The organism is Nocardioides marmorisolisilvae (assembly GCF_003725775.1).
Lineage (GTDB): Bacteria > Actinomycetota > Actinomycetes > Propionibacteriales > Nocardioidaceae > Marmoricola > Marmoricola marmorisolisilvae.
Genome location: NZ_RJSG01000002.1, coordinates 41,508 through 68,370, shown reverse-complemented (window position 1 = coordinate 68,370; position 26,863 = coordinate 41,508). Strand labels below are relative to the sequence as shown.

General features: G+C 69.6%; 30 protein-coding genes and 2 tRNA genes. 16 read left to right on the top strand and 16 right to left on the bottom strand.

All coding sequences use genetic code 11. The features are described from left to right. Window positions 1-15: 15 nt before the first annotated feature. Window positions 16-909: a sensor histidine kinase gene (locus tag EFL95_RS04075; protein WP_123232792.1), complete on the top strand. Its 894-nt coding sequence runs from the start codon at window positions 16-18 to the stop codon at window positions 907-909. Next, entirely contained in the window at window positions 906-1,091 is a 186-nt protein-coding gene (locus tag EFL95_RS04070) for a DUF1059 domain-containing protein (RefSeq protein ID WP_123232791.1), read from the top strand. The genes EFL95_RS04075 and EFL95_RS04070 overlap by 4 nt, the downstream gene beginning before the upstream one ends. 64 nt (window positions 1,092-1,155) lie before the next feature. Here EFL95_RS04070 and EFL95_RS04065 read toward each other — a convergent pair whose 3' ends face one another. The 8 genes from EFL95_RS04065 to EFL95_RS04030 all read right to left on the bottom strand — a co-directional run bounded on the left by EFL95_RS04065 (window position 1,156) and on the right by EFL95_RS04030 (window position 7,525). Continuing rightward, window positions 1,156-2,130, bottom strand: coding sequence for a glycoside hydrolase family 26 protein (locus EFL95_RS04065; RefSeq protein ID WP_183407018.1), 975 nt, complete (start codon window positions 2,128-2,130; stop codon window positions 1,156-1,158). Between the two features lie 190 nt (window positions 2,131-2,320). Then, window positions 2,321-2,396 (bottom strand) — tRNA-Ala (locus tag EFL95_RS04060). A gap of 48 nt (window positions 2,397-2,444) precedes the next feature. Next, complete coding sequence (gene sepX, locus EFL95_RS04055) at window positions 2,445-3,254, bottom strand: divisome protein SepX/GlpR (RefSeq protein WP_148044961.1); 810 nt, start codon at window positions 3,252-3,254, stop codon at window positions 2,445-2,447. Between the two features lie 83 nt (window positions 3,255-3,337). Continuing rightward, window positions 3,338-3,889: a GNAT family N-acetyltransferase gene (locus EFL95_RS04050; RefSeq protein ID WP_246004798.1), complete on the bottom strand. Its 552-nt coding sequence runs from the start codon at window positions 3,887-3,889 to the stop codon at window positions 3,338-3,340. 38 nt (window positions 3,890-3,927) lie between these two features. Next, entirely contained in the window at window positions 3,928-4,410 is a 483-nt protein-coding gene (locus tag EFL95_RS04045; RefSeq protein WP_123232787.1) for a MogA/MoaB family molybdenum cofactor biosynthesis protein, read from the bottom strand. Next, entirely contained in the window at window positions 4,395-4,892 is a 498-nt protein-coding gene (gene moaC, locus EFL95_RS04040) for a cyclic pyranopterin monophosphate synthase MoaC (protein WP_123232786.1), read from the bottom strand. The genes EFL95_RS04045 and moaC overlap by 16 nt, the downstream gene beginning before the upstream one ends. Next, window positions 4,892-6,133 (bottom strand): molybdotransferase-like divisome protein Glp, encoded by a 1,242-nt coding sequence (glp, locus tag EFL95_RS04035; protein ID WP_123232785.1) that lies wholly within the window; start codon window positions 6,131-6,133, stop codon window positions 4,892-4,894. The genes moaC and glp overlap by 1 nt, the downstream gene beginning before the upstream one ends. Window positions 6,134-6,142: 9 nt before the next feature. Continuing rightward, entirely contained in the window at window positions 6,143-7,525 is a 1,383-nt protein-coding gene (locus EFL95_RS04030) for a UTP--glucose-1-phosphate uridylyltransferase (RefSeq protein ID WP_123232784.1), read from the bottom strand. A gap of 27 nt (window positions 7,526-7,552) precedes the next feature. On the opposite strand from EFL95_RS04030, the gene EFL95_RS04025 reads away from it, so the two are divergent. From EFL95_RS04025 to mscL, 4 genes are all read left to right on the top strand, one after another. After that, on the top strand, window positions 7,553-8,134 hold the full coding sequence (locus EFL95_RS04025) for a 5-formyltetrahydrofolate cyclo-ligase (RefSeq protein ID WP_123232783.1): 582 nt from the start codon (window positions 7,553-7,555) through the stop codon (window positions 8,132-8,134). 47 nt (window positions 8,135-8,181) lie between these two features. Next, window positions 8,182-8,484 (top strand): FmdB family zinc ribbon protein, encoded by a 303-nt coding sequence (locus EFL95_RS04020; RefSeq protein ID WP_123234785.1) that lies wholly within the window; start codon window positions 8,182-8,184, stop codon window positions 8,482-8,484. Window positions 8,485-8,535: 51 nt separating this feature from the next. Then, window positions 8,536-9,174: an SAF domain-containing protein gene (locus tag EFL95_RS04015; protein ID WP_123232782.1), complete on the top strand. Its 639-nt coding sequence runs from the start codon at window positions 8,536-8,538 to the stop codon at window positions 9,172-9,174. Between the two features lie 69 nt (window positions 9,175-9,243). After that, window positions 9,244-9,591, top strand: coding sequence for a large conductance mechanosensitive channel protein MscL (gene mscL / locus EFL95_RS04010; RefSeq protein ID WP_123232781.1), 348 nt, complete (start codon window positions 9,244-9,246; stop codon window positions 9,589-9,591). A gap of 12 nt (window positions 9,592-9,603) precedes the next feature. On the opposite strand, the gene EFL95_RS04005 is transcribed toward mscL, so the two are convergent. Genes EFL95_RS04005 through EFL95_RS03995 form a run of 3 tightly spaced genes read right to left on the bottom strand, consistent with a single transcriptional unit; the run spans window position 9,604 to window position 11,913 of the window. Next, window positions 9,604-9,804, bottom strand: a complete 201-nt coding sequence (locus EFL95_RS04005; protein ID WP_123232780.1) for a hypothetical protein — start codon at window positions 9,802-9,804, stop codon at window positions 9,604-9,606. Next, window positions 9,801-10,715, bottom strand: a complete 915-nt coding sequence (locus EFL95_RS04000; protein ID WP_183407017.1) for an NAD-dependent epimerase/dehydratase family protein — start codon at window positions 10,713-10,715, stop codon at window positions 9,801-9,803. The genes EFL95_RS04005 and EFL95_RS04000 overlap by 4 nt, the downstream gene beginning before the upstream one ends. A 49-nt stretch (window positions 10,716-10,764) precedes the next feature. Further along, on the bottom strand, window positions 10,765-11,913 hold the full coding sequence (locus tag EFL95_RS03995; RefSeq protein WP_123232778.1) for an LCP family protein: 1,149 nt from the start codon (window positions 11,911-11,913) through the stop codon (window positions 10,765-10,767). A gap of 182 nt (window positions 11,914-12,095) precedes the next feature. Between EFL95_RS03995 and EFL95_RS03990 the strand changes: the two genes are divergently transcribed. From EFL95_RS03990 to EFL95_RS03975, 4 genes are all read left to right on the top strand, one after another. Beyond that, window positions 12,096-13,199, top strand: coding sequence for a ferredoxin reductase (locus EFL95_RS03990; protein ID WP_123232777.1), 1,104 nt, complete (start codon window positions 12,096-12,098; stop codon window positions 13,197-13,199). 75 nt (window positions 13,200-13,274) lie between these two features. Next, entirely contained in the window at window positions 13,275-14,498 is a 1,224-nt protein-coding gene (locus EFL95_RS03985) for a fatty acid desaturase family protein (protein ID WP_123232776.1), read from the top strand. Next, on the top strand, window positions 14,495-14,797 hold the full coding sequence (locus EFL95_RS03980) for a hypothetical protein (RefSeq protein WP_123232775.1): 303 nt from the start codon (window positions 14,495-14,497) through the stop codon (window positions 14,795-14,797). The genes EFL95_RS03985 and EFL95_RS03980 overlap by 4 nt, the downstream gene beginning before the upstream one ends. Before the next feature lie 39 nt (window positions 14,798-14,836). Continuing rightward, window positions 14,837-14,909: transfer RNA gene (locus EFL95_RS03975), tRNA-Arg, on the top strand. Between the two features lie 25 nt (window positions 14,910-14,934). Here the strand turns inward: EFL95_RS03975 and EFL95_RS03970 are convergent. Together EFL95_RS03970 and EFL95_RS03965 are read right to left on the bottom strand one after the other, a co-directional pair. Then, the gene (locus EFL95_RS03970) at window positions 14,935-15,537 is read right to left on the bottom strand and encodes a TetR/AcrR family transcriptional regulator (protein WP_123232774.1); all 603 of its coding nucleotides are present in this window, start codon (window positions 15,535-15,537) and stop codon (window positions 14,935-14,937) included. Window positions 15,538-15,621: 84 nt separating this feature from the next. Further along, window positions 15,622-17,163: a calcium-binding protein gene (locus EFL95_RS03965; protein ID WP_123232773.1), complete on the bottom strand. Its 1,542-nt coding sequence runs from the start codon at window positions 17,161-17,163 to the stop codon at window positions 15,622-15,624. 191 nt (window positions 17,164-17,354) lie between these two features. On the opposite strand from EFL95_RS03965, the gene efeU reads away from it, so the two are divergent. Genes efeU through efeB form a run of 3 tightly spaced genes read left to right on the top strand, consistent with a single transcriptional unit; the run spans window position 17,355 to window position 20,685 of the window. Further along, window positions 17,355-18,218: an iron uptake transporter permease EfeU gene (efeU, locus tag EFL95_RS03960; RefSeq protein ID WP_123232772.1), complete on the top strand. Its 864-nt coding sequence runs from the start codon at window positions 17,355-17,357 to the stop codon at window positions 18,216-18,218. Between the two features lie 29 nt (window positions 18,219-18,247). After that, window positions 18,248-19,405 (top strand): iron uptake system protein EfeO, encoded by a 1,158-nt coding sequence (gene efeO, locus EFL95_RS03955; protein ID WP_246004797.1) that lies wholly within the window; start codon window positions 18,248-18,250, stop codon window positions 19,403-19,405. Further along, on the top strand, window positions 19,402-20,685 hold the full coding sequence (gene efeB, locus EFL95_RS03950) for an iron uptake transporter deferrochelatase/peroxidase subunit (RefSeq protein ID WP_123232771.1): 1,284 nt from the start codon (window positions 19,402-19,404) through the stop codon (window positions 20,683-20,685). Before efeO ends, efeB begins: the two co-directional genes overlap by 4 nt. A gap of 102 nt (window positions 20,686-20,787) precedes the next feature. On the opposite strand, the gene EFL95_RS03945 is transcribed toward efeB, so the two are convergent. From EFL95_RS03945 to EFL95_RS03935, 3 genes are read right to left on the bottom strand one after another with little or no spacing between them, the layout of a single operon-like run. Further along, complete coding sequence (locus EFL95_RS03945) at window positions 20,788-21,957, bottom strand: saccharopine dehydrogenase family protein (protein ID WP_123232770.1); 1,170 nt, start codon at window positions 21,955-21,957, stop codon at window positions 20,788-20,790. 13 nt (window positions 21,958-21,970) lie between these two features. Continuing rightward, entirely contained in the window at window positions 21,971-23,011 is a 1,041-nt protein-coding gene (locus EFL95_RS03940; protein ID WP_123232769.1) for an SMP-30/gluconolactonase/LRE family protein, read from the bottom strand. Next, window positions 23,008-24,495, bottom strand: coding sequence for a flavin monoamine oxidase family protein (locus tag EFL95_RS03935; RefSeq protein ID WP_123232768.1), 1,488 nt, complete (start codon window positions 24,493-24,495; stop codon window positions 23,008-23,010). Before EFL95_RS03935 ends, EFL95_RS03940 begins: the two co-directional genes overlap by 4 nt. A gap of 56 nt (window positions 24,496-24,551) precedes the next feature. On the opposite strand from EFL95_RS03935, the gene EFL95_RS03930 reads away from it, so the two are divergent. The 3 genes from EFL95_RS03930 to EFL95_RS03920 are packed head-to-tail and all read left to right on the top strand — an operon-like array spanning window position 24,552 to window position 26,829. Next, the gene (locus EFL95_RS03930; RefSeq protein ID WP_123232767.1) at window positions 24,552-25,220 is read left to right on the top strand and encodes a TetR/AcrR family transcriptional regulator; all 669 of its coding nucleotides are present in this window, start codon (window positions 24,552-24,554) and stop codon (window positions 25,218-25,220) included. After that, window positions 25,217-25,894, top strand: coding sequence for a class II aldolase/adducin family protein (locus tag EFL95_RS03925; protein ID WP_183407016.1), 678 nt, complete (start codon window positions 25,217-25,219; stop codon window positions 25,892-25,894). The genes EFL95_RS03930 and EFL95_RS03925 overlap by 4 nt, the downstream gene beginning before the upstream one ends. Further along, the gene (locus EFL95_RS03920) at window positions 25,894-26,829 is read left to right on the top strand and encodes a carbohydrate kinase family protein (RefSeq protein ID WP_123232766.1); all 936 of its coding nucleotides are present in this window, start codon (window positions 25,894-25,896) and stop codon (window positions 26,827-26,829) included. The genes EFL95_RS03925 and EFL95_RS03920 overlap by 1 nt, the downstream gene beginning before the upstream one ends. Window positions 26,830-26,863 lie beyond the last annotated feature (34 nt).

Sequence of the window (26,863 nt, the reverse complement as noted above, 5' to 3'; positions counted from 1 at the left end):
GAGGAGTCCACACCCATGTCCGAGGCACCGATCCTGCGCCGGCCGCTGCTGGTGCGGCCGACGCTGGCGGTCGACCAGGTCGAACCGCGGGTGACGGCTGCCTCCAGCTCGGACCTGCGCGTCGCGATGGTGCTCGAGGTGCTGGGCGGTCGGACCACCGAGAGCGTCGCCCAGGAGTGGGACATCGAGGCCCAGATCGTGCACCGCTGGGTCCGCGACTTCCTGGTCGCCGGAGCCGCTGCGGTGACCAACCGTCCCGACACCGAGGACGCTCGGCAGCGGGACCGGTTCCTGGCCGCCTTCGCCCACGAGCTCCGCTCGCCGGTGACGGTCGCCAAGGGCTGGGCGATGGAGCTGGCCGAGGAGGAAGTGCCGCCGGAGGAGGTCGCGGACGCCGTCGAGCACCTCAACGACGCCCTCGGGCGCCTCTCGGAGAACATCTACGACGTCGAGCTGGCCGCGAGCGTCTCGCTCGGCCGCGTGCGGGTCGGCATCGAGCAGGTCAACCTGCCGGCGATCTGCCGCACCCTGCCGGGACGGCCGGAGATCGCCGAGGGTGCCGACCTCGACGTGTACGCCGACCCGATGCTGATGGCCCGGATCCTGCGCGACCTGTGGACCACCGCGCACCGCGACCCGGCCCCGGCGTCGGTCTCCCTCGAGGTGGCCGAGGTCGGCACCTGGACCGAGATCCGCGTCGTACGCCGGGGCGAACCGATCAGCCCGCTGGTCCTCAAGGCGCTCTTCGACCCGTTCGGCTCGAACGACGACAACACCGGCGTGACGCTCGGCCTCTACCTGGCCCGCGCTCTCACGGTCGCTCACGGCGGCGTGCTCGGCGCCGAGGGCGACGACGACATCACAGTTTTGTACACGCGCATCCCGCGCGACCTAGGAGGAAAATCATGAAGTACTCGCTTTCTTGCGGAGACGCTGTCCCGGGCTGCTCGGCCCGTTTCGAGGAGGACAGCAAGGAGCGGATCCTCGAGCTCGTCACCGTGCACGCCATGCAGGACCACGGCGTCCCCGAGGTCGGCCCGGAGATGCTCGAGGCGATCGCCGGCAACATCGTCGAGGTCGTCAGCGCCTGAGTGTGTGAAAGCAGGAAGGCCGCCCCTTTGGGACGGCCTTCCTGTTGTTTTCGAGCTCAGTTGGTCAGAACTCGACCTGCATGTACGGGTCAGCAGCGACAGACTTGAAGGCGACGCCCGACTGGGCATGCCCCTCGATGCGCCAGTTGTTCTTGTCCGCGTCGGTGCCGGTCGTGTCGAAGTAGAGGCAAGCCCGAATCCCGGGCAACGAGTTCTTCAGGTCGCTCGCCATTCGGTTGATCCAGTCCGCGGGTGTCGCGACTGCGCCAGTAGCGTGGTGAACGCCAGTTTCCGCAATCATCATGGGCTTGCCGTGCAGCTCGCCAAAGTCGTGGAACGCTCCGAACATGGTGGGCAACGTCGCGTAGCTGTTCCAGGGACGCGCGTACCCGTCCGCGCCGACCCAGTCGACGTAGTCATCGCCCGGGTAGTACGACAGTGCGTCAGCTGCGCCGTCCTTGTACGCCTGCCACGTCGGACAGAAGACGAAGCGAACGTTGGTGGCACCCTCATCCTGGAACAGGCCGTAGACGCGCCGCATCGCACTGCGATAGGTGGGCTTATCCACGTAGTACCCCCGAGTGTCGAGGTCCATCTCCCACGTGAAGCGCAAGAACGTCAGTTTGCCGAGAGCCTTCAGATTCTGAGCCTGCGTTCGAATCTTGAGGTCGTTGTCGCCGGCGTTGGTCGCTGCGACGGTGCTCATGGGACCCGCCCCCCAGGTGAGGAGTGGAGTTCGCTGAGCTGCAATGTCCCGCGCAAGCGCGTCCTTGACCTTCCCGTCGTACGGGGTGTCCCACTGCTGAAAGTTGTGGCCGATCCGCAACGTGCGATCAATGACCGCTTCCAGGCTCCACGGCTCCGAGATGCCTGGGTTGACGTCGAGATCTGCCTTGACGTAGGCACCGAGAGCACACCGACCAGGCATTCCGATCTTGACGGCCTCGGCAGCTCCTGCGGTGAACAGCTGCGTCGCGCCGAGAGCGACGGCGGCGCCGCCTGCGAGAACGGTTCGGCGGCTGAGAGTTGGATTGGACATGGGGACTCCTTCCGAGATGTCCCCGGAGTATGTCCCAGCAGGTTGCCCCATCAGGTGAACACGAGGGGCCTCGGAGCAAACACTTTTCGATGGACCAGGTGCGAACCGGCTGCTGTCCCCGACCATGGCCGTCTCGGTCGGTTCAACATCAAGGTACTGAAACCAAAAGACCGCCCGGAGGCGGCCTTCTTGGTGGAGCTGAGGGGATTCGAACCCCTGACCTTCTCATTGCGAACGAGACGCGCTACCAACTGCGCCACAGCCCCAAGTGCAGAGGAAAAGTTACCACCGGCTCCGGATTAGTCCGAATCGGGTTAGGCCCCGGCTGCCTTGGGCGTGTCGATGACGTCGACCTCTGCCTCGACCTCCGCCTGGAGCTCGGCCTCGCGGGCCAGCTCGCTGTCGGCGGCGTCGTGGCCGGACGAGGTGATCCCGGTGGTCGCCGCAGTGATCTCGATGGTGCGCACCGTGCGGCGGGCGCGCGCCTTGTTGACGTACGTCGGCAGCGTGACCGGCAGCGGGTCCCAGAGGCCGCCCTCGTCGAGGACCGGCTCGCCGACGACCTCGGCGAGCTCGTCGCGGGACAGGCCCTGGGTGTCCTCGCCGTCGAGGTCGGCGACGGTTTCGACAGGCTCAACCACCACGGAGGCGGGCTCCTCGGCGTCGTCCTCGATCTGCTGGACGGGCGCAGAACGGCGTACCGCTTGCTGCGCCCGGACTGTGAGCCGGGCGGTCACGAGGAACGCGGCGATCAGGATGACCGGGATCGCGATCGTGAAGCTCGGCGTGTAGGAGAGGAAGCTGGTCACCGAGACCACGGCCAGCGTCGAGATCAGCAGGGCCAGGACCCGGCGACGACGACGGGCGGCGTTGCGCGCTGCCTCGCGGGTGAGGGTGGGGCGGGTTTCGACAGGCTCAACCAACGAATCACTGGGCTCGGCCACGCGGGCGGTGTGGGCGCGGACAGTCTGGACGACGCCGCGGCCGACGACCCTGACGGAGTCGGAGAACTCCTCGACGCTGCGGCGCCGGTCCTCCTCGTCGTGGTGCCGAAGGGCCTTCGGCAGCAGGTAGACGGCCCATCCGATGGCGAGAGCCACGAAGATCATTCCTGACAGGTCCACACGGCAGAGCGTAGGAGCGCCACGGTTCCGCGTGACGCAGGCGCATCGGTGTGTCGCGAGATCACTCCTGTGACTCCTGAGAATCAGGAGTGGTCGAGCCGGTCCACCAGCCCCTTCGGTGCGTCCTCCTTGCAGATGGCGAAGAGCCGGTGGTCGCGCCAGTCGCCGTCGATGTGCAGGAAGCGCGGCGCGAACCCGATCTCGGTGATGCCGAGCTTCTCGACGACCCGCAGCGACGCCGCGTTCTCGGGCCGGATGGCCACCTCGACGCGGTGCAGCTTGAGGACGAAGAAGCAGTGGTCGACGGCCATCGCGACCGCGCGGGTGATCAGGCCGCGGCCGGCGTAGCGCTCGTCGATCCAGTAACCGATCGAGGCGAACTGCGCGGAGCCACGGGTCACGTTGTTGATCGTCAGCTGACCGACGAACCGGCCCTCGTACTCGACGGCGAACGGCAGCTGCCGTCCGGCCCGGGCCTCGGCGTGCATCGTGCGCACCATCGATCCGAAGGTCCGTGGCCGGGCCTCGGCACCCGGGGGCGTGGTGGCGTCCCACCGGCTCAACCAGACCAGATTGCGCTCGCGGACCAGGCGCCACGCCTTCTTGTCCCGGACGGACAGCGGGCGCAGCCGCAACGAGCCGTGCTCGAGCTCGGCCGGCCAGCCGCGCGGGCTCAGTGGTCGCTCCCGATGATCTGGTCGACCGCGTGGCGCAGGAGCGGGACGACGACGGCCAGACCGTCGCGCACTCCCCCGGTCGATCCCGGCAGGTTGATGACCAAGGCTTCGCCCGAGATCCCGGCCAGGCCGCGCGAGAGGGCCGCGGTGGGGATTCCGTTCGCGACCCCGAAGGCCCGGATGGCCTCGGCGATACCGGGGACCTCGCGGTCCAGCAGCGGACGGGTCACCTCAGGCGTGCGGTCCGTGGGCGTGAGTCCGGTGCCGCCGGTGGTCAGCACCGCACGGGCACCTCTCGCGATAGCAGCCCGGATCGCCTCGGCGACCGGTTCGCCGTCCGGAACGACGGCGGCCTCCTCGACCTCCCAGCCGTCGGCGCGGAGCGCCTTGACGATGAGCGGACCGGTGGTGTCGGCGTAGACGCCGGCGGCGGCGCGGTTGGACGCGACGACCACTCCGGCCTTCAGCTGCGCTCCCATGGTCCGCTCTTACCGCCCGTCTTCGACTCCACCCGGACATCGGTGATGACCGCAGCCTTGTCCACGGCCTTCACCATGTCCACCACCGTGAGGGCGGCGACCGAGACGGCGGTCAGCGCTTCCATCTCCACCCCGGTCCGGTCGGAGGTGCGCACGGTGGCCGTGATCGCCACGGCGTCGTCGAGGACCTCGAGGTCGATCTCGACCCCGGAGATCGCCAACGGGTGGCAGAGCGGGACGAGGTCCGGGGTCCGCTTGGCCGCCATGATCCCGGCAACACGGGCCACGCCGAGGGCGTCACCCTTGGGCACGCCCTCGCCGCGCAGCAGCGCCACGACCTCGTCCGAGACCAGCACCCGCCCCGAGGCGGTGGCGACGCGCGCGGCGACCTCCTTGCCGGAGACGTCGACCATCCGGGCTGCCCCGGACTCGTCCACGTGGGTCAGGCGCGGTCCGTCGGACCCGGTGGAGTTCTCGGTCATCAGTAGTCCCGGTCCAGCAGGATCACCGGCACGTCGGAGCCCTCCTTGGCGAGCGTCAGGTCCTCGCCGAGCACGATCAACGCGTTCGACTGGGACAGCCCGCCCATCAGGTGCGAACCCGCGCCGCCGACCGGCGTCACCGTCGAACCACCGACCTTCGGCTCGAAGAAGCCGCGCAGGAACTGGCGGCGACCCGGCATCGAGGACACCGTCGAGGTGATCTGCGCCCGCACGAGCGACCGGCTGTACGGCGTACGGCCCATCATCTTGCGCAGCGCCGGGGCCACGAACATCTCGAAGGACACGTACGCCGAGACCGGGTTGCCGGGCAGCGTGAAGATCGGCGTCGAGTCCTCCCCGACCACGCCGAAGCCCTGCGGCTTGCCGGGCTGCATGGCGACCTCGTGGAAGGAGACGGTGCCCAGCCGGGACAGTGCCTCCTTGACCACGTCGTGCGTGCCCTTGCTGACGCCGCCGCTGGTGACCACCAGGTCGGCGCGGACCAGCTGGTCCGAGAGCGCCTCGACGAAGGTCTCGGGGTCGTCCGGCGTCGCGGTCACCCGGTAGGCGATCGCGCCGGCCTGCCGGGCTGCGGCAGCGAGCAGGTAGGAGTTCGAGTCGTAGATCCGGTCCTTGCCCAGCACCTCGCCGGGCTCGACGAGCTCCGAGCCGGTCGACATGATCACCACGCGCGGACGCGGACGGGTGGAGACCCGGCCGATGCCGACGCTGGCGAGCAGCCCGAGGCGACGGGCGTCGAAGCGGTCGCCGGCCTTGAGGAGCACGTCGCCCGCCTTGATGTCCTCACCGGCCCGGCGGATGTGCTGGCCCTCGACGGGCGCCTGGCTGATCAGCACCTTCACCACGCCGTCGTCGGTGTGCTCGACCGGCACGACGGCCGTGCAGCCGGTCGGGATCGGCGCACCGGTCATGATCCGGACGGCCGTGCCCGGGGACATCGCGAAGATGGTCGTCTGCCCGGCGGCGATCTCGCCGACGACCGGCAGATGCACCGGCTTCTCGGGGCTGGCCTCGGCGACGTCCTTGAAGACGACGGCGTACCCGTCCATCGCGGAGTTGTCGAAGACCGGCAGCGAGATCGGCGAGATGATGTCCTCGACGACCGGCAAGCCCATCGTCTCCAGCAGCGGTTGGTCGTAGGCCGGGAGCTCGGTGATCCGATCGAGGATCAGCTCCAGGTGCGCGTCGACGCTGATGGGCTCGGGTCCGGGGGAAGCCATGGCCCCAACCTAGTCGGTCAGTACCGTGCCCGACTCGACGCGCCCGTGCTCGCCGGAGAGCTTCACCGAGCCGATCACGGTGACGTTCTCGCCGAAGGTCCAGTCGCCGTCGACGATCAGCGACTCGGCCTGGCGCAGCGACGGCGCACCGGACTTGAAGCGCTTGTCGAAGTCGCCGACGAGCTTGTAGACCCCGTCGAGATCGATGAACGGAACCACGTCCGCGGCCTGGTCGAGCACGAAGTCCGTGCCGATGTCGTAGACGTCCGAGCGCAGCACCAGCAGGTCGTTGGTGGTCTTCACCGGCACGTAGCGCCCGCGCGGCACCTCGATCGTCTGCGCCCCGGCGAAGATCTCGATCGCAGCACCGAGGGCGGCCTCGATCTGGATGACCGACGGGCTCTTCGGGTCGCCCGGGTCCACGTTCTTGACGTTCCGGATCAGCGGCAGGCCCATGATGCCGTGGCGGCTGGCGAGCTCGTCGCGCAGCGCGACCAGGTTGATCCAGATGTTGTTGGTGCTCATGTACTTGTGCCGGTCGAGGTCGCCGAGCGCGGCCCGGTCGGCCTCCAACGTCTGCGCCGACTCCCGCAGCACGATCCGGCCGTCGGTCTTGCGGATGGCGAAGTGGCCGCCCTTGCGGTCCGAGGCCGTACGGCGAACCGCCTCGATCGCGAACGGGGAACCGGAACCCGCGAACCAGCCGGCGACTTTGGGGTCCGGGGTCGCGCCGAGATTGTCGGCGTTCGAGACGAAGATCTGCTGGTAGCCGGCCTCGATGAGGGCGTCGATCAGACCGGTCGAGGTCATCGCCGTGTAGATGTCGCCGTGCCCGGGCGGGCACCACTCCAGCTCGGGGTCCTTGGTCCACTCGACCGGGGTCAGGTCCGAGGCCAGCAGCTTCGGCTCCTTGTTCTGCAGGAACTCCAGCGGCAGGCCCTCGACGGCGAGGTCCTCGTAGCGGGCCAGCGCCGCGCGGGTGTCCGCGCTGGTGCGGAAGCTGTTCATGAAGATCAGCGGCAGCGTCGCGTCGTGCTCCTGGCGCAGGTGCAGCACCTGGCGGGCGATGATGTCGAGGAAGGACAGACCCCGGCGCACGCAGAGCAGCGACTTCGCACGCTCCATGCCCATGGAGGTGCCCAGGCCGCCGTTGAGCTTGATCACCGCGGTGCGGCGCAGCGCCTCGGCGCCGGCGGCCGGGTCGACGGCCACGTCGTCGAGCGACGGCATGTCGTGCGGGTCGATGGAGGACTCCGGGATCATCCCGGTCTCGCCGAGCTCGAGCAGCCGGAAGTAGTGCGCGAAGACGTCGATCGCCAGCGGGTCGACGCCTGCGGCGGCCATCTTCTCGCGCGCAAGCGCGAGCCCTGGGCCGCTTCCTGAATCCTTCATGAGAACGATCGTAGGGTTGTTCCTGCCATGGAACACATCGAGGCCGGAAAGCTGGCACTGCGGGACCAGCTGGTCACCGCTCGCGGACGCCTTCCGCTGGCCGTTCTGGCCGACCGGGCGCACGCCGTCAGCGACCGGCTGATGGCCTGCGACGAGGTCCGCCGGGCCGCCACCGTTGCGGCGTACGTGTCGGTCGGGCGGGAGCCGGGGACCGGCGTCCTGCTCGATGCCCTGGTCGCCGCCGGCAAGCGGGTGATCCTGCCGTTGCTGCTCCCGGACAACGACCTGGACTGGGCCGTGTACGCCGGGCCGGAGTCGCTCGCGGCGGCGCGGCGCGGGCTGCTCGAGCCGGTCGGCGAGCCCCTGGGCCTGGAGGCTGTCGCCACCGCGGACGTGGTGATCGTTCCCGGCCTGGCGGTCGACCCGACCGGGCTGCGCCTCGGACGCGGCGGCGGCTCCTACGACCGGGCGCTGGGACGGGTCCCGGTCGGCACGTTCACCTGCGTGGTGCTCAACGACGCCGAGCTGCTCGCGTCGGTCCCGGCAGCGCCGCACGACCGCCGGGTGACCGCGGTCGTCACGGAGGAACGGCTGGTCAGGTTCCTGTAGTATTGGCACTCGACACCACCGAGTGCCAGACCACCGAGGACCACGCCGTGCCGACCTACCAGTACTCCTGCACCGACTGCGGACACTTCTTCGAAGCAGTCCAGAGCTTCAGCGACGACTCGCTGACCGTCTGCCCCGAGTGCGACGGCAAGCTGCGCAAGGTCTTCAACGCCGTCGGCGTCGTGTTCAAGGGCTCGGGCTTCTACCGCAACGACAGCCGCGGCTCGACCAGCTCGAGCTCCCCGGCGGCGAGCGAGTCCTCCAGCACCAGCTCGTCGAAGTCCGAGAGCTCGTCCTCCACGGGCGGCGGTTCTGCGTCCACAGCCGCGGCGTCCCCGGCTTCTGCCTGACCCCTGTGGATCGGGCCGACCCCGGTCGGCTCCCCTCCCTACGGTGACCGGATGCGGCCACTGCTCGAGCTCCTCTCCGACGCGCGTCGTCGCGTCCTGATCCACCGGCGCGCGATCGCGGCCGTCTGTGCCGGTCTGGCGGTCTGGATCGCGCTGCACACGCTCACCGCCGAACCGCCGGCCGGAGAACTCGTGGTGACCGCGGCTCACGACCTCACCAGCGGCAGCACCTTGGGGGCGGACGACCTGACCCGCACCCGTTTCCGACCGGGCAGCACGCCCGACGGGTCGTTCGGCTCTCCTGAGCGCCTGGTCGGGCGCACCCTGCTGGCACCGCTGACCCGGGGCAGTCCGCTCACCGCGCGCCAGGTGCTCGGGCGCAGTGCCCTGGCCGGCTACCCCGACGACGTCGCGATCGGGCTGCGCATCCCCGACGAGGACGCAGCCGCACTGCTGGACCCGGGCGATCGCGTGGACCTGGTCGCCAGCGACCCGCAGGGCGAGCGCCCGACCGAGACGCTCGTCCACGACGCCGTCGTCCTGGCCCTGCCCGAACCCGATCCGGACGCCGTCAGGCTCGGCAGCGAGGGAGCCGGACGCCTGGTGCTGTTCGCGGTGCCGAAGGTAGGCATCGAGCACGTCGCGGCGATGGGCAGTTCGCACTTCCTGACGGTGATCTGGAACCGGTAGCGTCGCTACGTACCGAAATAGGCCGGTTCCGGCCGTTCCTCCCACGCATCCAGCAGAAGGAGCATCCTGATGAGCGGATTCAAGGCATTCGTGCTGCGCGGCAATCTCGTCGACCTGGCCGTGGCGGTGATCATCGGCGCTGCCTTCGGCACGGTGGTCTCGTCCTTCGTCGCCTGGCTGACGAACAAGATGCCCAAGAGCGCCTCGGAGTACTTCAGCAACGACCCGAAGAGCTTCGGCGCCTTCCTCAACGCGATCATCGCGTTCGTGATCCTGGCGGCGGTCGTCTACTTCCTGGTGGTCATGCCGTACACCAAGGCGCGCGAGAAGTTCTTCCCGCAGGAGGCCGCCGGCAAGCCGGCTGACGTGGCCCTGCTCGAGGAGATCCGCGACCTGCTCGCGGCCCGCCAGTCCTGAACCCGAGCTGAGTCAGTCCTGACCGGACTGCCCGTGGTGCGGCGGCACCTGCCGCTTCAGCCAGTCGTCCTTCGACGACTCGGTGTCGCCGCCCCGGGCGTCCTGGTCGTCCCGCGTCTGCTCGGGGAGCACGTCGCCGAACACCTCAGCGAGGCGGCGCTTGCGGGCAGCACGTTCCTCGGCCGAGAGCTCCGGTTCCTCGGCCCGGCTCACCGCACCGGCTCGACGCCGAGTGCGACGTCGAGCCAGGACGCGTCGAACGCCGGCCGGCTCGGCTGCCACCCGGTCTGGGCGGAGAAGTGGTCGGAGGAGATCCTCAGCGACCGCGTCATCGGCTCGACCCGGGCACCGGCCAGCCGTCGCAGCACTGGCCCCATGAACGAACCCTCGTCCGCGCCGGCCGCCTTCGCGAATCCCTCGACGAGGTCCGAGCGCAGCACCGGCGCCGCCCCCACGTTGTAGACACCGCTCGGCGCGTGCAGCGCGGCGAGGACCGCGGACCCGACGTCGTCGGTGTGGATCAGGTGCGACCACTGATCGGGCCGGCCGATCCCGACCGGGCGTCCGTTGGCAGCCGCCCGCAACCAGAACCGGGTCTGGGCGTCGTCGCCGACGACCGAGCCGAAGCGCAGCAGCACGCCCGCCCGGAACCCTCCTGCGTAGTCCTGCACGTGCGACTCACCGACCGCGATCGGCTCGGTGGCCGGGGTGATGTCGATCGGGTCGCGCTCGGTGATCCAGCGGTCTCCGCCGTCGGCGTACACGAAGCTGGCGCTCTCCTGCACCACCCGCCGGACCCCGGCGGTCCGCGCAGCAGTGGCGACGTTGGCCACCGCCTTGGTGCGCAGCTGGTCGTTCTGGCGCCAGGCGTTCGGCCAGATCGTGGCGTAGCCGACCGGGATCGCTGACGCGAGGTTCACCACGGCGTCGGCGCCCTCGTAGACACGCACCAGCGCATCGGTGTCGAAGAGGTCAGCCTGGACAGGACGCGCGCCCAGGCGCTCGATCGCCGCGAGGTTCGCCTCGGAACGGGCGATCACCTCGACGTCGTGGGCAGCGTCGAGCAGCGCCCCCACGGCCGATCGGCCAAGGACGCCGGTCCCTCCCGACACGACTACCTTCACCCGGCCCATCTTGCATAACGAACCGGTAACGCACAACTCGTTCGGCAGATCAGGTGCAGAGGCCGGCGGCCTGGGCCTCCGCGTCCCTCTCGGCCTGCGACTTCGTCGGGTGCGAGGACGGCGAGCCGGTGCCGCTCGGGCTGTTGGAGCCCGACGGGGTGCCGGTCGGCGAACCGCTGGGGGTCGAGCTCGGCGACTCCCCGGAGCCGGGCGAGATCGCGTCATCGCCGAACGAACCGAGCGGGCGGTCCTTCTTGATCAGGTACCAGAGGCTCTTCGCCTCCGGCTTCCACTGGACCCGGTTCGGGTCCTGCGTCCAGGGCTCCCACGGCACGGTGACGAACTGGACGTGGTTCAGTCCGATGCCCTTGAGCGACTTGCCCAGCGAGCTCAGCGCCTTGAGGCTGGCGAAACCGGGGTCGGTCGAGAGCGACTTGGTGGCGGCGTTCAGGAAGTTGTAGAGCCGCACCGGGTTCGTCAGGGTGCCGGCCGAGACGGCCTTCTTGATCATCGCGGAGATGAACGACTGCTGCCGCTTCATCCGGCCGATGTCACCGGTCGGGGCACCGATGTCGTGGCGCACCCGGACGTAGTCGAGCGCCTGCTGGCCGGTGACCTTGTAGGTGCCGGCCGGCAGGTTGATGTTGCCGACCGTGTCGTTGACGGCCTTCGGCACGCAGATGGTCACGCCGCCGATCGCGTTGACCATGTTCTTGAAGCCGACGAAGTCGACGACGACGTAGTGGTCGATCCGGACCCCGGTCAGCTGCTCGACCGTCTTGACCGTGCACGTCGGCCCGCCGATGGCGTACGCCGCGTTGAACTGGGTCAGGCCGCCCGGGTCGATCCCGTGGCCGCCCTTCTTGTAGCAGGCCGGCCGCTCGACCATCGCGTCGCGCGGCAGGCTGACGCCGTAGGCGAACTTCCGGTTGGCCGAGAGGTGCAGCAGGATCGTGGTGTCCGAGAGGCCCGGCGTCTGACCGCCGATGCCGACGCCGTTCGCGCCCTGCCGGGTGTCCGAGCCCATGACCAGCACGTTGAGGGCCTTGGGCACCTCCTCGACCGGCCGGTCCTTGTTCAGGTTGCCCGGGTCGGTGATGACGCTGATGTTGCCCTCGAGGTGCTTGTAGGCGACCACGACGACGGTGGAGACCAGCATCAGGAAGACGCCGACACCGATGCCGATCCGCTTCCACACCCGACGGGACGTCGGAGTGCGTACGCGATGGCGCGGTTCAACCTCCGACACGTTTCAGACCCCTTGACTCCACGGGTCCGGCCCGCGTCCTGGTACGAGAACCTCCATTCTGGCCGGTTCGCCAAGCACACCCCAAATCGTCCAGTGAATAGGTGTGCACTGAAGGGGTACTCGCTCAGGTCATGACGGCCACCTCCACCACGACACCTGCGGAGCGCCCCCGCCTGACCTGGGACCGGGTCAGGCGCGCTGTCGACACGCTCACCACCCCGCTGCTTCCGGACGACTACCTGAATCTCGTCAACCCCTTGTGGACCACCCGCGAGCTCCGCGGGCGGATCGAGGAGGTGGTTCCCGAGACCGAGGACGCAGCGACGCTGATCATCCGCCCGGGCTGGGGCTGGCGCTTCGACCACCACCCCGGCCAGTACGCCGGCATCGGGGTCCAGGTCGAGGGCCGCTGGCAGTGGCGCTCGTACTCGATCAGCTCGGCCCCCCAGCAGCGCGGCCGGACCATCGCGATCACCGTGCGCGCGATGCCCGAAGGCTTCATCTCCTCGCACCTGGTCGGCGGTCTCACCCCGGGGACGATCGTGCGGCTGGCCCTGCCTGACGGCGACTTCGTGCTGCCCGACCCGCCACCCGCCAAGCTGCTCTTCCTGGTCGGAGGCAGCGGGGTCACCCCGGTGATGGCAATGCTGCGCACCCTGGACCGTCGCGGCTCCCTGCCGGACGCGGTGCTGCACTACTCCTCCCCGACCGAGGAGCGGATGATCTTCAAGGAGGAGATCGAGCGCCTCGCCGCGAGCCACGACCGCCTCACCGTGCACCGGCTCTACACCGACACCGAGGGCATGCTCGAGCTCGCCGACCTCGACCACCTCTGCCCCGACTGGCGCGAGCGGGAGACCTACGCCTGCGGTCCCGGGCCGATGCTGGACGCGATCACCGAGCACTTCGAGGCAGCCGGCATCGAGGACCGGCTGCACCTGGAGCGGTTCAGCATCGCGCTGGGCGGCGACGGCGGCGAGGGCGGCTCGATCACCTTCCGCAACACCGGGAAGACGGTCGAGTCCGACGGAGCCACCACCGTCCTGGAGGCCGGCGAGCAGGCCGGCGTCGGGATGCCGTTCGGCTGCCGGATGGGCATCTGCCACACCTGCACCCTGACGCTGGTCAGCGGCTCGGTCCGCGACCTGCGCAACGGCGAGGAGTTCAACCAACCCAACGAGCCCGTGCAGACCTGCGTCACCACCGCGGTCGGCGACTGCACGCTCGACATCTAGCGCTGGTCGAGGTGCTCCGGAGCGAGAACGAGCGGAGGAGCCTCGAAACCGGGTGAGACGAAAAGGAGACTGAAGATGGCGATCAGCGACGTCCAGGAGTACATGCACCTCACCGACGACGAGATCGAGCAGCTCGGCCGCGAGCTGGACGCGATCCGAGCGGAGGTCGAGGAGTCACGCGGTGCCGCCGACGCGGCGTACATCAACCGGCTGATCCGGATCCAGCGCGGACTCGCCGTGGCCGGGCGGCTCACGCTGATGCTCGGCACCCAGTCGAGGAAGACCCGGGTCCCGGCCGTCCTGGCCGGCACCACGTTCCTCGGGCTGCACAAGATCCTCGAGAACATGGAGATCGGGCACAACGTGATGCACGGCCAGTGGGACTGGATGAACGACCCCGAGATCCACTCCTCCAACTGGGAGTGGGACACCGCGCAGCCGGCCGAGCAGTGGAAGCACAGCCACAACTACGTGCACCACCAGTTCACGAACGTGCTCGGCTACGACAACGACATCGGCTACGGGATCCTGCGGATGGCCCGGGAGCAGACGTGGTCGCCGTACAACCTCGGCCAGCCCGTCTACAACCAGCTGCTGTCCACCTTCTTCGAGTGGGGCGTCGCTTTGCACGACCTGGACATCGAACGGATCCGCCAGGGCGAGAAGGACCCGAAGGAGATGAAGCGGCAGCTGAAGCAGATCTTCCGCAAGGGGCGGCGCCAGATCCTCAAGGACTACGTCGTCTACCCGGCGCTGGCCGGCAAGCAGTGGAAGACCGTCCTGAAGGCGAACGCCACCTCGAACATCATGCGCAACCTGTGGTCCTACGTGATCATCTTCTGTGGCCACTTCCCCGACGGAGCGATGCACTTCACCGAGGAGGAGATCGAGGACGAGACCCGGGCCGAGTGGTACCTGCGCCAGATCCTCGGCGCAGCCAACTTCAAGGGCGGCCCGCTGCTGCACATCATGTCCGGCAACCTCGGCTTCCAGATCGAGCACCACCTGTACCCGGACCTGCCCAGCAACCGGTACGCCGAGATCTCGGTGCGCGTGCAGGAGCTCTGCGAGAAGTACGACATCCCGTACACGACCGGCCCGCTGCACCAGCAGTACGGCCAGGCGCTGCGCACCATCATCAAGCTGTCGGTACCGAACTCGTGGACCTCCAGCGACAAGCCGGAGCCTCCGACCCCGACCCGGGACCGGCGGCGACGTTCGGACGAGGAGCGCCCCGCGCGCATCCAGCAGCTCGGCGTCTGGTCGCGCCGCACCTCGAAGGAGCACCAAGCGTCGTGATGCTCACCGAGGCCTTCCGGATCCGCGACAAGAAGTGGGCGGTGCAGTGCGCCCTGTCCCGCATCTGCGGCTGCTGCGCGATGACGCTGGGTCGCCCGATCGCCTTCCTCGGCACACCGGAGGAGGTGGCCCGCAACGCGTTCCACCTGCCACCGATGCACGTCAGCTGCGCGCAGCAGCTGCGCGCGGGGCCGCGTGGCGAGCCAGACTGGGACCTGGTCACCACGGCCGGGTTCGAGGTCGTCCGGCCCGACGCGCACGACAAGCAGCTGCGGTTCGAGCCGAACTCAGTGTTGTGAGGCGCGCGGGCCGGGACGCCCTAGACTGCTGCACCGCACGCCCCAGTAGCTCAGTGGATAGAGCAGCCGCCTCCTAAGCGAAAGGTCGCAGGTTCGACTCCTGCCTGGGGCACCCACCGCGTTCCGGGCTGGGGCCGTCAGTCGGGCGGTCCGGCCGCCAGCAACCCGCGCACTGCGTGCTCGATCGCGTACCGCGCGAGCTTGTCGTTCGGCTTGTCGGCCGCCATGAAGATCCGCGCCGGGATGTCGACGACGCAGTTGCGCATCAACCGCTTGGCGTCCTTGTCGCTGCGCCCCCAGACCTCCTCGGCCAGGTCGGCGATCAGGGTGGCAGCACTGGCGCGGTGCCGGCGCAGCTCCTTGATCACCTCGTCGGGCACACCCTCCGCCGTCAGGGAGTCGGGTCGGCTTCCGAACAGGACCCGCACAGCCGCTCCTTTCACCTCGGCGTAGGCGCCCGTTGCCAGGGCCGCCGCCACCACCGCGTCCTCGGCGGTGCCGGCATCGCGGGCTTCCTGGATCCGTTCGCGCTGGAACAACCGGAACGACGCAGCCTCGCGAGCCCAGATCTGGGCGAGCAGGTGGGTCCGGGAGCTGAAGTGGTGGTAGATCGCTCCGTTGGAGACGCCCGAAGCCGCACTCAGCGCCCGGATCGTGACGCCAGCCTGTCCTTCGGCGACCCAGATCCCGCGGGCATGGTCGAGCAGCGCGTCGATGTCGACGACTTGCGGTCTGGCCATGATGGCTACTTCCTCGTCCGGGTGCGAGCGGAGCGGGTACACCGAACCCTACGGTCCCGCATACCCACTCCCTCGTACCGCAACTCAGATCGACGACTTCGACTCGCAGCTGATCCCGGTGTCGGTGCCGGTCCCGCCGCTGCACACGTCGGTGTTGGTGCCGCCGTCCAGCCGGTCGGCGCCGCTGTCGCCGTACAGCTTGTCGTTGCCACCGGAGCCGTAGAGGCGGTCGTTCCCGCTGCCCCCGCGGATCACGTTCGTTCCGGTGGTGCCCTTGAGGACGTCGGAGTACTTGCTGCCGGTCAGGTTCTCGACCCCGTACGCCGCGTCGTGCCCGCTGCCCCCGGTGTTCTGCGCGCTGGCAGAAGCCAACGAGAACGTGATGCCCTTGCTAGCGGTCGCGAAGGAGAGCGTGTCGGACCCGGTGCCGCCGTTGATGTCGTCGTCACCCGAACCCGGGTCGATGCTGTCATTGCCCGCGTCGCCGCTCAGCTGGTCGTTCCCCGCCCCGCCCGAGAGCTTGTCGTTCCCCGTGCCGCCCTGCACGCCGTCTGCACCGTTTCCGCCGGTGACGGTGTCGTTGTCCTCGTTCCCGAAGAGCGAGTCGTCACCGTCCTGACCAATCACCGTGTCCGTGCCGCTGTTGCCCTCGACGTGGTCGTTGCCAGCACCGCCGTCGACGTGATCGTTTCCGCTACCGCCGAGCACGTAGTCGTCACCCTCTCCGCCATCGACGGTGTCAGCGCCGGCGTTGGCCACCACGAAGTCGCGGCCTCCGAGTCCCCGGATCCGGTTCGCGTCGACGGTCCCCCAGAGATCGTCGCTGAACTCGGACCCGGTCACGTTCTCGATCCCGGCCAGCCCTGCCATCGCCTCGTGGGTGTCCTGGCTCGTGGTGACGTCGAGGTGCACCTCGATGGCAACGGTTGCGTGCGCGAAGCTGATGGTGTCGCTGCCCGGTCCCCCGTCGTACACGTTCGGGCCCGCGGCGGTATAGAGCGTGTCGTCGCCCTCCTCGCCGAAGAGCGCGTTGTCCGTGGCATCGCCCGAGCTGTCCGGGGTCATGGCGTAGAGGACGTCGTTCCCGCCGAGGCCGTGCAACGAGTCCGAGCCGCCGCCGCCGATCAGGACGTCCGCCTGCGCGCTGCCGGTGAGGATGTCCCCGCCGGTCGTGCCCGCGACGATCTCGAAACCGTCGACGGTGTCGGTTCCTTCACCCACCACGTTGCCCGTGGAGAGGTTCGCGTTCACGAACGTGGTGCTGCCCTCGAAACCCAGGGTGTCGCTGCCGTACGAGCCGGCCAACGTGTCGTCACCGGGGCCGCCCACGATCTTGTCGTTGCCGCTGCCCCCGTCGATCCAGTCACCGTCGCCCTCGCCGTAGATGACGTCGTTGCCGCCCCCGGCGCAGATCGTGTCGTTGCCCGCGCCGGCCTCGACGAAGTCCGAGCCCGGCGTACCGAGCACGACGTCGCTGCCCGCCGTCGCGGCCTGGCCGAGACTCAGGTCGACGGTGACCGCCTTTCCGTGGCAGGTCGCCGCGGCCGAGGCCTGCGGGACGGTGAAGGCCACGGCCGCCGAGGCCAGCGCGGCCGCACCCAGGATGCGGATCGAGATGCGGTTCATGAGGGGGTTCCTTTTCGAGATCGCGTCGTTGCAAGTTTTAGAGCAAGTGCTCTGAAACTACGACAGGAGTCAGCAGGAGCGCAACCCCAAGCGCCTGTGACGCGGACCACGGCGCGACCGGATTGGCACCAGCCCGACGCCAGGTGTTTACTACTTAGGCAAGGCTTACCTTTAGATCCGGAGATTCACCCGTGCTCGCCAACTACCTGATCGGCCTCCGCGAGGGACTCGAAGCGTCCCTCGTCGTGGTGATCCTGATCGCCTACCTGGTCAAGAGCGACCGCACGAACCTGCTCCCCCGGATCTGGGCCGGCATCAGCGTCGCGATCGGCGTCTCGCTCGCCTTCGGCGCGCTGCTCACCTGGGGCCCGAACCGCCTCACGTTCAAGGCCCAGGAGGCTCTCGGCGGATCGCTGTCGATCATCGCGGTCGGCTTCGTGACCTGGATGGTCTTCTGGATGGCTGCGCACGCCCGCGGTCTCTCCGGCGAGCTGCGCGGCAAGATCGACGCCGCCGCCGACGCGAGCTGGATCAGCCTGGTCGTGATGGCCGCGCTCGCCGTCGGCCGCGAGGGCCTGGAGACCGCCCTGTTCCTCTGGGCCGCCACGGACGCCACCAGCGGCACCGGGTCGACCACCGACCCGCTCATCGGAGCACTGCTCGGCATCATCACCGCGGTCGTCATGGGCTACGCCTTCTACAAGGGCGTCCTGAAGATCAACCTGTCCAAGTTCTTCACCTGGACCGGAGCCATCCTCATCGTGATCGCCGCCGGCGTGCTCGCCTACGGGTTCCACGACCTGCAGGAGGCCAGCATCCTGCCGGGCATCAGCAACCTGGCCTTCGACATCAGCTCGACGATCGACCCGAACTCGTGGTTCGGCACCCTGCTCAAGGGCACCTTCAACTTCCAGCCCGACCCGACCTGGCTCCAGGTCGGCGCGTGGCTCGTGTACCTGATCCCGACCATGACGATCTTCCTGGCGCGTGCGCGCACCAGGGCCACCCCGCCGGCAGCGTCGCCGGCCGCCACGCCCACCCCCGTGGCGCACTGATCAACCTTCCCTTCCGAGAGGCACCCCCTGTGAAGCTCCTGCCCCTGACTGCTGCCTGCGCGGTCCTCGTCCTGCCGCTGACCTCCTGCGGCCTGTTCGAGTCCAACAAGTCCGACACGGCCGGCGGCACCATCACGGTCACGTCGACCGACGCGAAGTGCGACGTCTCCGCGGCCAAGGCTCCGTCCGGCACGGTCTCGTTCAAGGTCAAGAACAGCGGCTCCAAGGTGACCGAGTTCTACCTGCTGGGCGAGGACGGCCTGCGGATCGTCGGCGAGGTCGAGAACATCGGCCCCGGCCTGACCCGCGACCTGGTGCTCACCGTGCAGCCGGGCAAGTACTTCACCGCCTGCAAGCCGGGCATGGTCGGCAAGGGCCTCCGCGCCGCGTTCACCGTGACCGACTCCGGCAAGGACACCTCGATCAAGGGCGTCGACCAGGCGACGATCGACCAGGCACTGACCCAGTACGCCGGCTACATCAAGGACCAGACCGGGCAGCTGGTCACCGCCACCCAGGCGTTCATCGACGCCTACAAGGCGGGCGACGACGCCAAGGCGCGGACCCTCTTCCCGCAGGCGCGCACGTTCTGGGAGCGGACCGAGACCGTGGCCGAGTCCTTCGGTGACCTCGACCCGAAGACCGACCTGCGCGAGGCCGACCTCGAGCCCGGCCAGAAGTGGACCGGCTGGCACGCCATCGAGAAGGACCTGTGGCCGCCGGCGAGCGGGTACACCGCGTTCACGACCGCCGAGCGCGCGACGTACGCCGATGACCTGATGAAGAACGTCAACACCCTCAACACCCGGGTGCAGACGCTGAAGTACACGGTCGACCAGATCGCCAACGGCGCCAAGGGCCTGCTCGACGAGGTTGCCACCGGCAAGATCACCGGCGAGGAGGACATCTGGTCGCACACCGACCTGTGGGACTTCCAGGCCAACGTCGACGGCGCCAAGGTCGGCTACGAGACCCTCAAGCCGCTGCTGGACGTGAAGGACAAGGCGCTCTCGGAGACGCTCGCGACCCGGTTCGCCGCACTGCAGAAGCTGCTCGACCAGTACCGGAAGGGCGACGGCTTCGTCTTCTACAACACGGTGAACGAGGAGCAGCGCAAGCAGCTCTCGGACGCGGTCAACGCCCTGTCCGAGCCGCTCTCGAAGATGGCAGGAGCGCTCACCCTGTGACCGAGCAGGACTCCACCGAGCCCACCACGGGCAACGTCTCGCGCCGGCGACTCCTCGGAGTTGCCGGCGCAGGCGCGCTCGCAGGCGGTGCCGCGATCGCCGGTTGGCAGGTCGGGCACGGCGACTACGAGGAGCCGCAGCCGACGACCTCGCTCGCCTACGACTTCCACGGCGAGCACCAGGCCGGCATCGTCACGCCGAGCCAGGACCGCCTGCACTTCGCATCCTTCGACGTGACCACGGACTCGAGCGACGACCTGATCGCGCTGCTGAAGGCCTGGACCGAGGCCGCCGCGGCGATGACCGCCGGCAAGACCGTCGGCGCCGGCCAGGTCGCCAACTACGACTCTCCGCCCTTGGACACCGGCGAGGCGCTCGGACTGCCGGCGTCCGGCCTGACGCTGACGTTCGGGTTCGGGCCGACCCTGTTCGAGAAGGACGGCAAGGACCGCTTCGGCCTCAACAAGCGCCGCCCGAAGGCCCTCAAGCGCCTCCCGCACTTCCCGGCCGACAACCTCGACCCGAACCGCACCGACGGCGACCTCTGCGTCCAGGCCTGCGCGAACGACCCGCAGGTTGCCGTGCACGCCATCCGCAACCTCGCCCGGATCGGCTTCGGCACCGTCGCGGTGCGCTGGAACCAGCTCGGCTTCGGGCGGACCTCCTCGACGTCGACGACGCAGGCCACCCCGCGCAACCTGATGGGCTTCAAGGACGGCACCGCCAACCTCAAGGCCGAGGACAGCGCCGAGATCGAGAAGTTCGTCTGGGTCGACCCGGCCGACGACGCCGGCGCGGACTGGCTCGCCGGCGGGTCGTACCTGGTCGCCCGGCGGATCAAGATCCACATCGAGCCGTGGGACCGCACCTCGCTGAACGAGCAGGAGAACCTGATCGGCCGCGACCGCGCCCACGGCGCACCGCTGTCCGGCGGCACCGAGTTCACCGAGCTCGACCTGAAGATCAAGGGCACCACCGGCCCGCTGATCCCGATGGACGCGCACGTGCGGCTGGCGCACCCGACGCAGAACAACGGCACCCGGCTGCTGCGTCGCGGCTACAACTTCACCGACGGCACCGACGCGCTGGGCCGCCTCGACGCGGGCCTGTTCTTCATCGCCTACGTGCGCGACCCCGACAAGCACTACATCCCGATGCAGAACCAGCTCTCCAGCAAGGACGGGTTGATGGAGTACCTCCAGCACACCGGGTCCGGGCTGTGGGCGGTTCCGCCCGGGGTGAAGAAGGGCGAGTACGTCGGGCAGGCGCTGTTCAGCTAGGGGTCGGAATCCCTAGGCAAGACGTGAAACTTGCAGAACGACCCGATGTTTCGGGTCGATCGCGAAGTTTCCCTAGGCAGGACGTGAAACCGACCGACCCGCTCAGACGACCTCGAACGTGATGCCGGCCAGCTGCAGGCGGGCGAGCAGGTTCTCCCCCATCGCGGCGGCGGTGGTCACCTGCCCGGCCGTCGGCGGGTTGTCGTCGTACGCCAGGCACAGCGCGGACTCGGCGAGCATCTTCGCGGTCTCGGTGTAGCCGGGGTCGCCGCCGGAGACCCGGGTGTGCACCTTGGTCCCGCCGGCCTCGCCGACGAAGTCGACGGTGAACCACGACTTCGCGCGCCTGGCCTCGGAGGGGCCTTCGCCCTGCTTGATGCGCTTCTTCAGCGCCTCGCGGACCGGGCCGACGTTCGCGGCGGCCACCAGCGTCCCGACGCCGACCGCCGCCCCGACGGTGTAGCGCAGCGTCTTGAGCCCGGCGAAGTGGCTGTAGGTGAAGTCGGGGCCGTAGAGGTCGAGCACGTTGGCCGACCGGGTGACGATCAGCGGGTCGATGGTCGGCATCGGCAGCAGGTAGTAGCCGAGGTCGCTGTCGCGTCCGGGCATGCCCTGCTCCCAGTGCACCTTGCGGTCCGCCGGGCGACCCTCCTTCTTGCGTCGCGCCCGCAGCGCCTTCTTGGCTGCACCCTGGCGCGACATGGCACCGAGGGCGGAGTGGAAGGTTCCGCCGGAGAACTGCGCACCGCTGCGGACCACGCCGCGGATGCTGGCCTTCTCACCGGCGGGTAGCTGCTTCATCGTGAAGTAGGCACCGAGGTCGTGCGGGATCGAGTCGAACCCGCAGGCGTGCACGATCCGTGCCCCCGAGGCGACGGCGGTCTCGTGGTGGGCCAGGTAGGCCAGGTCGACGAACTCGGGCTCGCCGGTCAGGTCGACGTAGTCGGTGCCGGCGGCAGCGCACGCGGCGACCAGCGGGTCTCCGTGCTGGAGGTACGGACCGACGGTGGTGATGACGACCTTGGTGCGCGCCGCGACGGCGACGAGCGAAGCGGGGTCGCCGGAGTCGGCGTGCAGCAGCTCGAGGTCGGCACAGGCCGGGTTGATCGCAGCCAGCCGCTTGCGCACGGCCTCGAGCTTCGCGGTGTTGCGGCCGGCCAGCGCCCAACGGCACCCGGCCGGCGCGTGCTCGGCCAGGTAGGCGGCGGTCAGCTCGCCGGTGAAGCCGGTCGCTCCGAAGACGACGATGTCCAGATCACGCGTGTCAGCCACGATCGAAGCCTACTCAGGACAGCGTGGACGCCTTCGGCCGGTAGATCGCCGCTCCGGGCTCGCCGAGCTCGACGTCCAGGATCGCCAGGTGGTCCTTGTTGCCGGCGATCGGCGACTGGTTCGCGACCAGGACGCGGGTGCCGAGGAACGTCGCGTTGGACGGGCCGTCGAACGGCACCGGGGACCCGTTCGCCCCGGACAGCGCGGCGCCGAACCGACGGATCTCCGTGCCGGTCGACGACAGCTCGACGAGCTGGTTGCTCAGGCCGACGTTGGCGACGTACACGTGCCCGGACCGGGCGGTGCCGAAGCCGTCCGGCAGGTCCGCGGTCCGCGAGCGCCAGAAGACGCCGAGCGTGCCCGGCTTCCCGGCGACGACCGGGATCCGGTAGAGCTTGCCCGCTGCGGGATTGCCCGGGCCACCGGTCTGCTGACCGATCAGGAAGTCGTGGCTGCCCGGCCGGTACACGATGCCGGTGGTGCCGAAGCCGACGCCCTCGAGCTCCTTCGAGGCGAACCAGACCTTGGCCGCACCGCCGCCGGCGGGGACCCGCCAGATCACGGCCTGGCCGTAGTCGGTCACGTAGAGCGCGCCGCCCGGACCCCAGGTGGCGTAGTTCGGCACCGGCTTGCCCTTGACCGTCGCCAGGTCGGCCAGGGTCGCCTGCTTCGTGAAGCGGCCCGTGGTCGGGTCGAGCGTCAGCACGGAGGCAGTCGAGGTCTCCAGCAGCACCAGGCGTCCGCGGGCGTCCGCGTTGGCGACCTGGACGCCGTGCTCGGCAGCGAGGTCCTGGCCGGGCACGGCCCAGGAACGCAGGAGCTTCCCTGCGGCGCTCCACTCGTAGACGCGTGAGCGGCTACCGCCGGCCGGGTCGTCGTAGCTGGCGGCGTACACGCGGCCGTTGGGGTGCACGAAGACGTACGCCGCCTTGGCGCCGGCCGGCATCGCCGCGAAGACGCGGGTGTCGCCACGCAGCCGGCTGGACGCGCCACCGACCCCCGGGACGGTCAGCACCAGGAGGGCGGTCAGGACGACGAGGAGCAGGCGCCTCACAGCTTGGCCAGGACCTCGGCCGCGGCCCGCTCGCCGGCACGGCAGGCGCCGTCCATGTAGCCGGTCCAGTAGGTCGAGGTCTCGGTGCCGGCCCAGTGCACGCGGCCGAACGGGCGGCGGATCGCCGGACCGAAAGCGGTCATCGTGCCCGGCGCCATCACGGCCACCGGGGCGCCGCGGGTCCAGGTCTCGTGCGGCCAGTTGTGCTCGGTGTACTCGATCGGCTTGAGCGCCTTCGGGCCGAACATCTGCGCGAAGCCCTCGAGCACGGCCTTCTTGCGCTCGGCCTGCGGCAGGGTGCCGTACTTCTGCCAGGTCGCGCCGCCGACGAAGGAGAGCAGCACGCCGACGCTGGCGTCGTTCGGGGAGTTGTCGAAGACCGTCCGGGTCGCGCCGCTGTCGGCGACACCGGACCCGGAGAGCCCGTCGGCGCGCCAGAACGGCGTCGAGTAGACGGCGTCACACTTCATCAGCCGGCCCATCTTCATGTGGGTCAGCAGCGCGTGCCGCTGCGCCGGGAGCTGCGGGTACCAGTCGATGTCGAGCACCAGCGGCGGCGGGCAGGCCACGATGACCTGCTTGCAGGTGACGTTGCCCCGCGAGGTCTTCACGATCGCCTTGGTCGAGCCCTGGTCGATCCGGTGCACCGCCGCGTCCAGCGCGACCCGGGTGCCCAGCCGCTGGGCGACCTTGAGCGGCACCAGCTGCGAGCCGCCGATGAACCGGCTCTCCTGCGCTCCGCCGGTGGTGTTGGCGTTGAGCTCGAAGGTGCCCTTGGTGGCCTCGTTGCCCGAGCACGCGATGTAGTGGATGACGAACAGCAGCGAGAGCTGGTCGGGGTCGGCGCCGAAGCCGGGCTGGGTCCACGCCGCGATCAGGTTGAGGATGCCGGCCTTGTTGACGGCGTTCTTGCGGATGTAGTCACCCAGCGTCATCGAGTCCCACTCGGCGGCCTTGGGGTGCGTCCACGGGGCGTCGACGTTGATCTCGGAGGCGAACTTGTCGAGCTGCTTGAGCAGCAGCGCGGCGTCGAGCAGCACCAGCGGGTCCGGGGGCACGGTGCCGGTGTAGAGCTGCTTCTTGCCCTGCGCGGAGATGTAGACGTTCTTGCCCTGCACGTACTCCTTGAAGGTGTGCACGCCCATCTCGGCGGCGAGCGCCTTGATGTGGTCCTGGGTCGGGCCGACGAACGCGCCGCCGGCCTCGATCACCGCCCCGCCCTTGAGCGTGTGGTTCAGCAGCCGGCCGCCGACGCGGTCACGGGCCTCGACGACCAGCACCGAACGGCCCTTGGCGGCGACCTTGCGGGCCGCGACCAGGCCGGAGAGACCGCCGCCGACGACGACCACGTCGACGTGGCTGGGCAGCGATCCCTGGAGGGTGGCGGCGGTGACCGACTCCTCGAACCCGGCGACCGCGAGGGTGGCCAGACCTGCGGCAGCGCCGCCCCGGAAGAGAGTCCGTCGATCGAGCTCGAACGTCATTGCCACCCCTAACGTGAACATGTGTCAGATTCGGGTTTGAATGCTACAGTCCCGACATGGCACCTGTCACCCCCTCCTCAACGACACCGACCCCTGGTTCGGTACGTCGACGGGTGCCGACCCAGATGCGCTCGCGCGAACGGGTCGAGAAGATCCTCGACGTGGCCTCCCACATCGTGGTCTCCGGAGGCGTGGAAGCACTGACCACCCGCTCGATCGCCGAGGCCGCGGAGATCCCGGTCGCGTCGGTCTACCAGTACTTCGCCGACCGTGACGCGATCCTGCTCGCCCTGGTCGAGCGCGACACCGAGGAGATGGACGAGCAGGTCCGCACCGACCTCGGCGCCCTGACCACCCTCTCCATCGCGAGCCTGGTCGAGACGACCATGCGTGCCTACACCGCGGTCTACGCGCGCCGGCCCGACTTCCTGGAGATCTGGGTGCGCGGCCGCTCGAACAGCGCGGTCAACGACTTCGGACGCCAGCACAACCGGCGTACGGCGGCCGAGCTGCGCGAGTTCGCCATCGCCGCCGGTCTCGCCAAGCCCGAGACGCCGCTGGCCGCCACCGAGCTTGCCGTGGAGATCGGCGACCGCGTCTTCCAGCTCGCCTACGAGACCGACTCCGAGGGCGATGAGTTCCTGATCAATCAGGGCATCGCGATGGTCACGGCCTACCTGCTGAACTACGCGACCCCGGCCGGCATCGAGGGCGTCAGCGCGTGAGCGCCGACCTGGCCGACCTCCGCGCCGAGGTCGCCGCGGCCGCTCGCCGGCTCGCCGCCGAAGGACTGCTGATCGGTACGGCGGGCAACGTCAGCGCCCGCGACCCGGAGACCGGACTGATCGCGATCACCGCCACCGGGGTCGTGCTCGGCGACTGCACCCCCGACCAGGTCAGCGTGGTGGACCGGAGCGGAGCCCTCGTCACCGGGGACCTCGAACCGACCTCCGAGCTCGACCTGCACCTGGCCGTCATCACGACGTACGGCGCCGGCGCGGTCGTGCACACCCACGCCCCCAACGCCACCGCCATCGCCTGCGTGCGCGAGGACCTGCCGGTGCTGCACTACCAGCAGCTCGCGCTCGGCGGCACGGTCCGCGTGGCTCCCTACGCGACGTTCGGTACCGCCGAGCTCGCGGCCCACGTGGTTGCGGCGCTGCAGGACCGCAGCGGCGCACTGATGGCCAACCACGGCGCCGTCACCCACGGCAGCACCCTGACCAAGGCCGTCGAGAACGCGCTGCTGCTCGAGTGGTGCTGCCGCCTGTTCCGGCACGCCGCCGCCCTCGGCACCCCGCGCGAGCTCGACGAGCAGCAGCAGCTCGCGGTCATCGAGGCCGCGATCGCCCGCGACTACGGAACCCCGCGCCCGGCCCGGGCCGAGGAAGGATCCTGATGACCCAGCAGACGATCGCCGCCGTCGGCGTGCACGTCCTCGACACCCACGCCCTTCGGGTGGAGTCGATCCCGGAGGCCTCGGACGGTGCACTGGTCGACACCATCCGGATGTCAGCGGCGGGCACCGCCGGTGGCACCGGCCTGGTGCTCCAGCGCCTCGGCGCCGCGGTGCACAGCATCGGCGCGGTGGGTCACGACCCGATCGGCGACACCCTGCTCGCCCTGCTCGGCCGCGAGGGCATCGACACCACGCGCATCGTCCGGCTTCCCGACGTGCAGACCTCGGCCAGCGTGATCCCGGTGCGGCCCAACGGCGACCGGCCCGCCTGGCACTGCATCGGCGCGAACGGCGCGCTCACCCTCGAGCACATCGACCTCGGCAGCATCGAGGGCCTCGACCACGTGCACCTCGGCGGCCCTGAGTTCCTCGGCGGCCCGGCGGCCGGCGAGCTGCTCGCCGACGCGAAGTCCCGCGGCGCCAGCACCTCGGTCGACGTACTGGCTCCGGGCGACCCGGACCTGCTCGCCTGGATCAGCGACTGCTTCGCCCACACCGACTACCTGCTGCCCAACGACGAGCAGGTGCTCGGCTTCACCGGCGAGACCTCGCTGGAGGCCGGCGCCAAGGCGCTGGTCGCCCTCGGCGTCGGCTGCGTCGCCGTCACCCAGGGCGCCAAGGGCGCGCTGGTGGTCACGGCCGACGAGGTCATCGAGGTGCCGGCGTTCGCCATCGAGCCCGTCGACACCACCGGCTGCGGCGATGCGTTCTCAGCGGGCTTCCTGCGCGGCATCTCCCTCGGCCTGGACCTGCGCGGTGCGGCCGAGCTCGGGTGCGCCGCGGCGGCCCAGGTGGCCCAGGGCGTCGGCACCGACCACGGCGACTACGACCTCGAGAGCGTCCGGGCGTTCGCGGCGAGCGCTCCGCGCAACTGACCTGCGGCACGTCGCCGCTGCGACGTACGGTGAA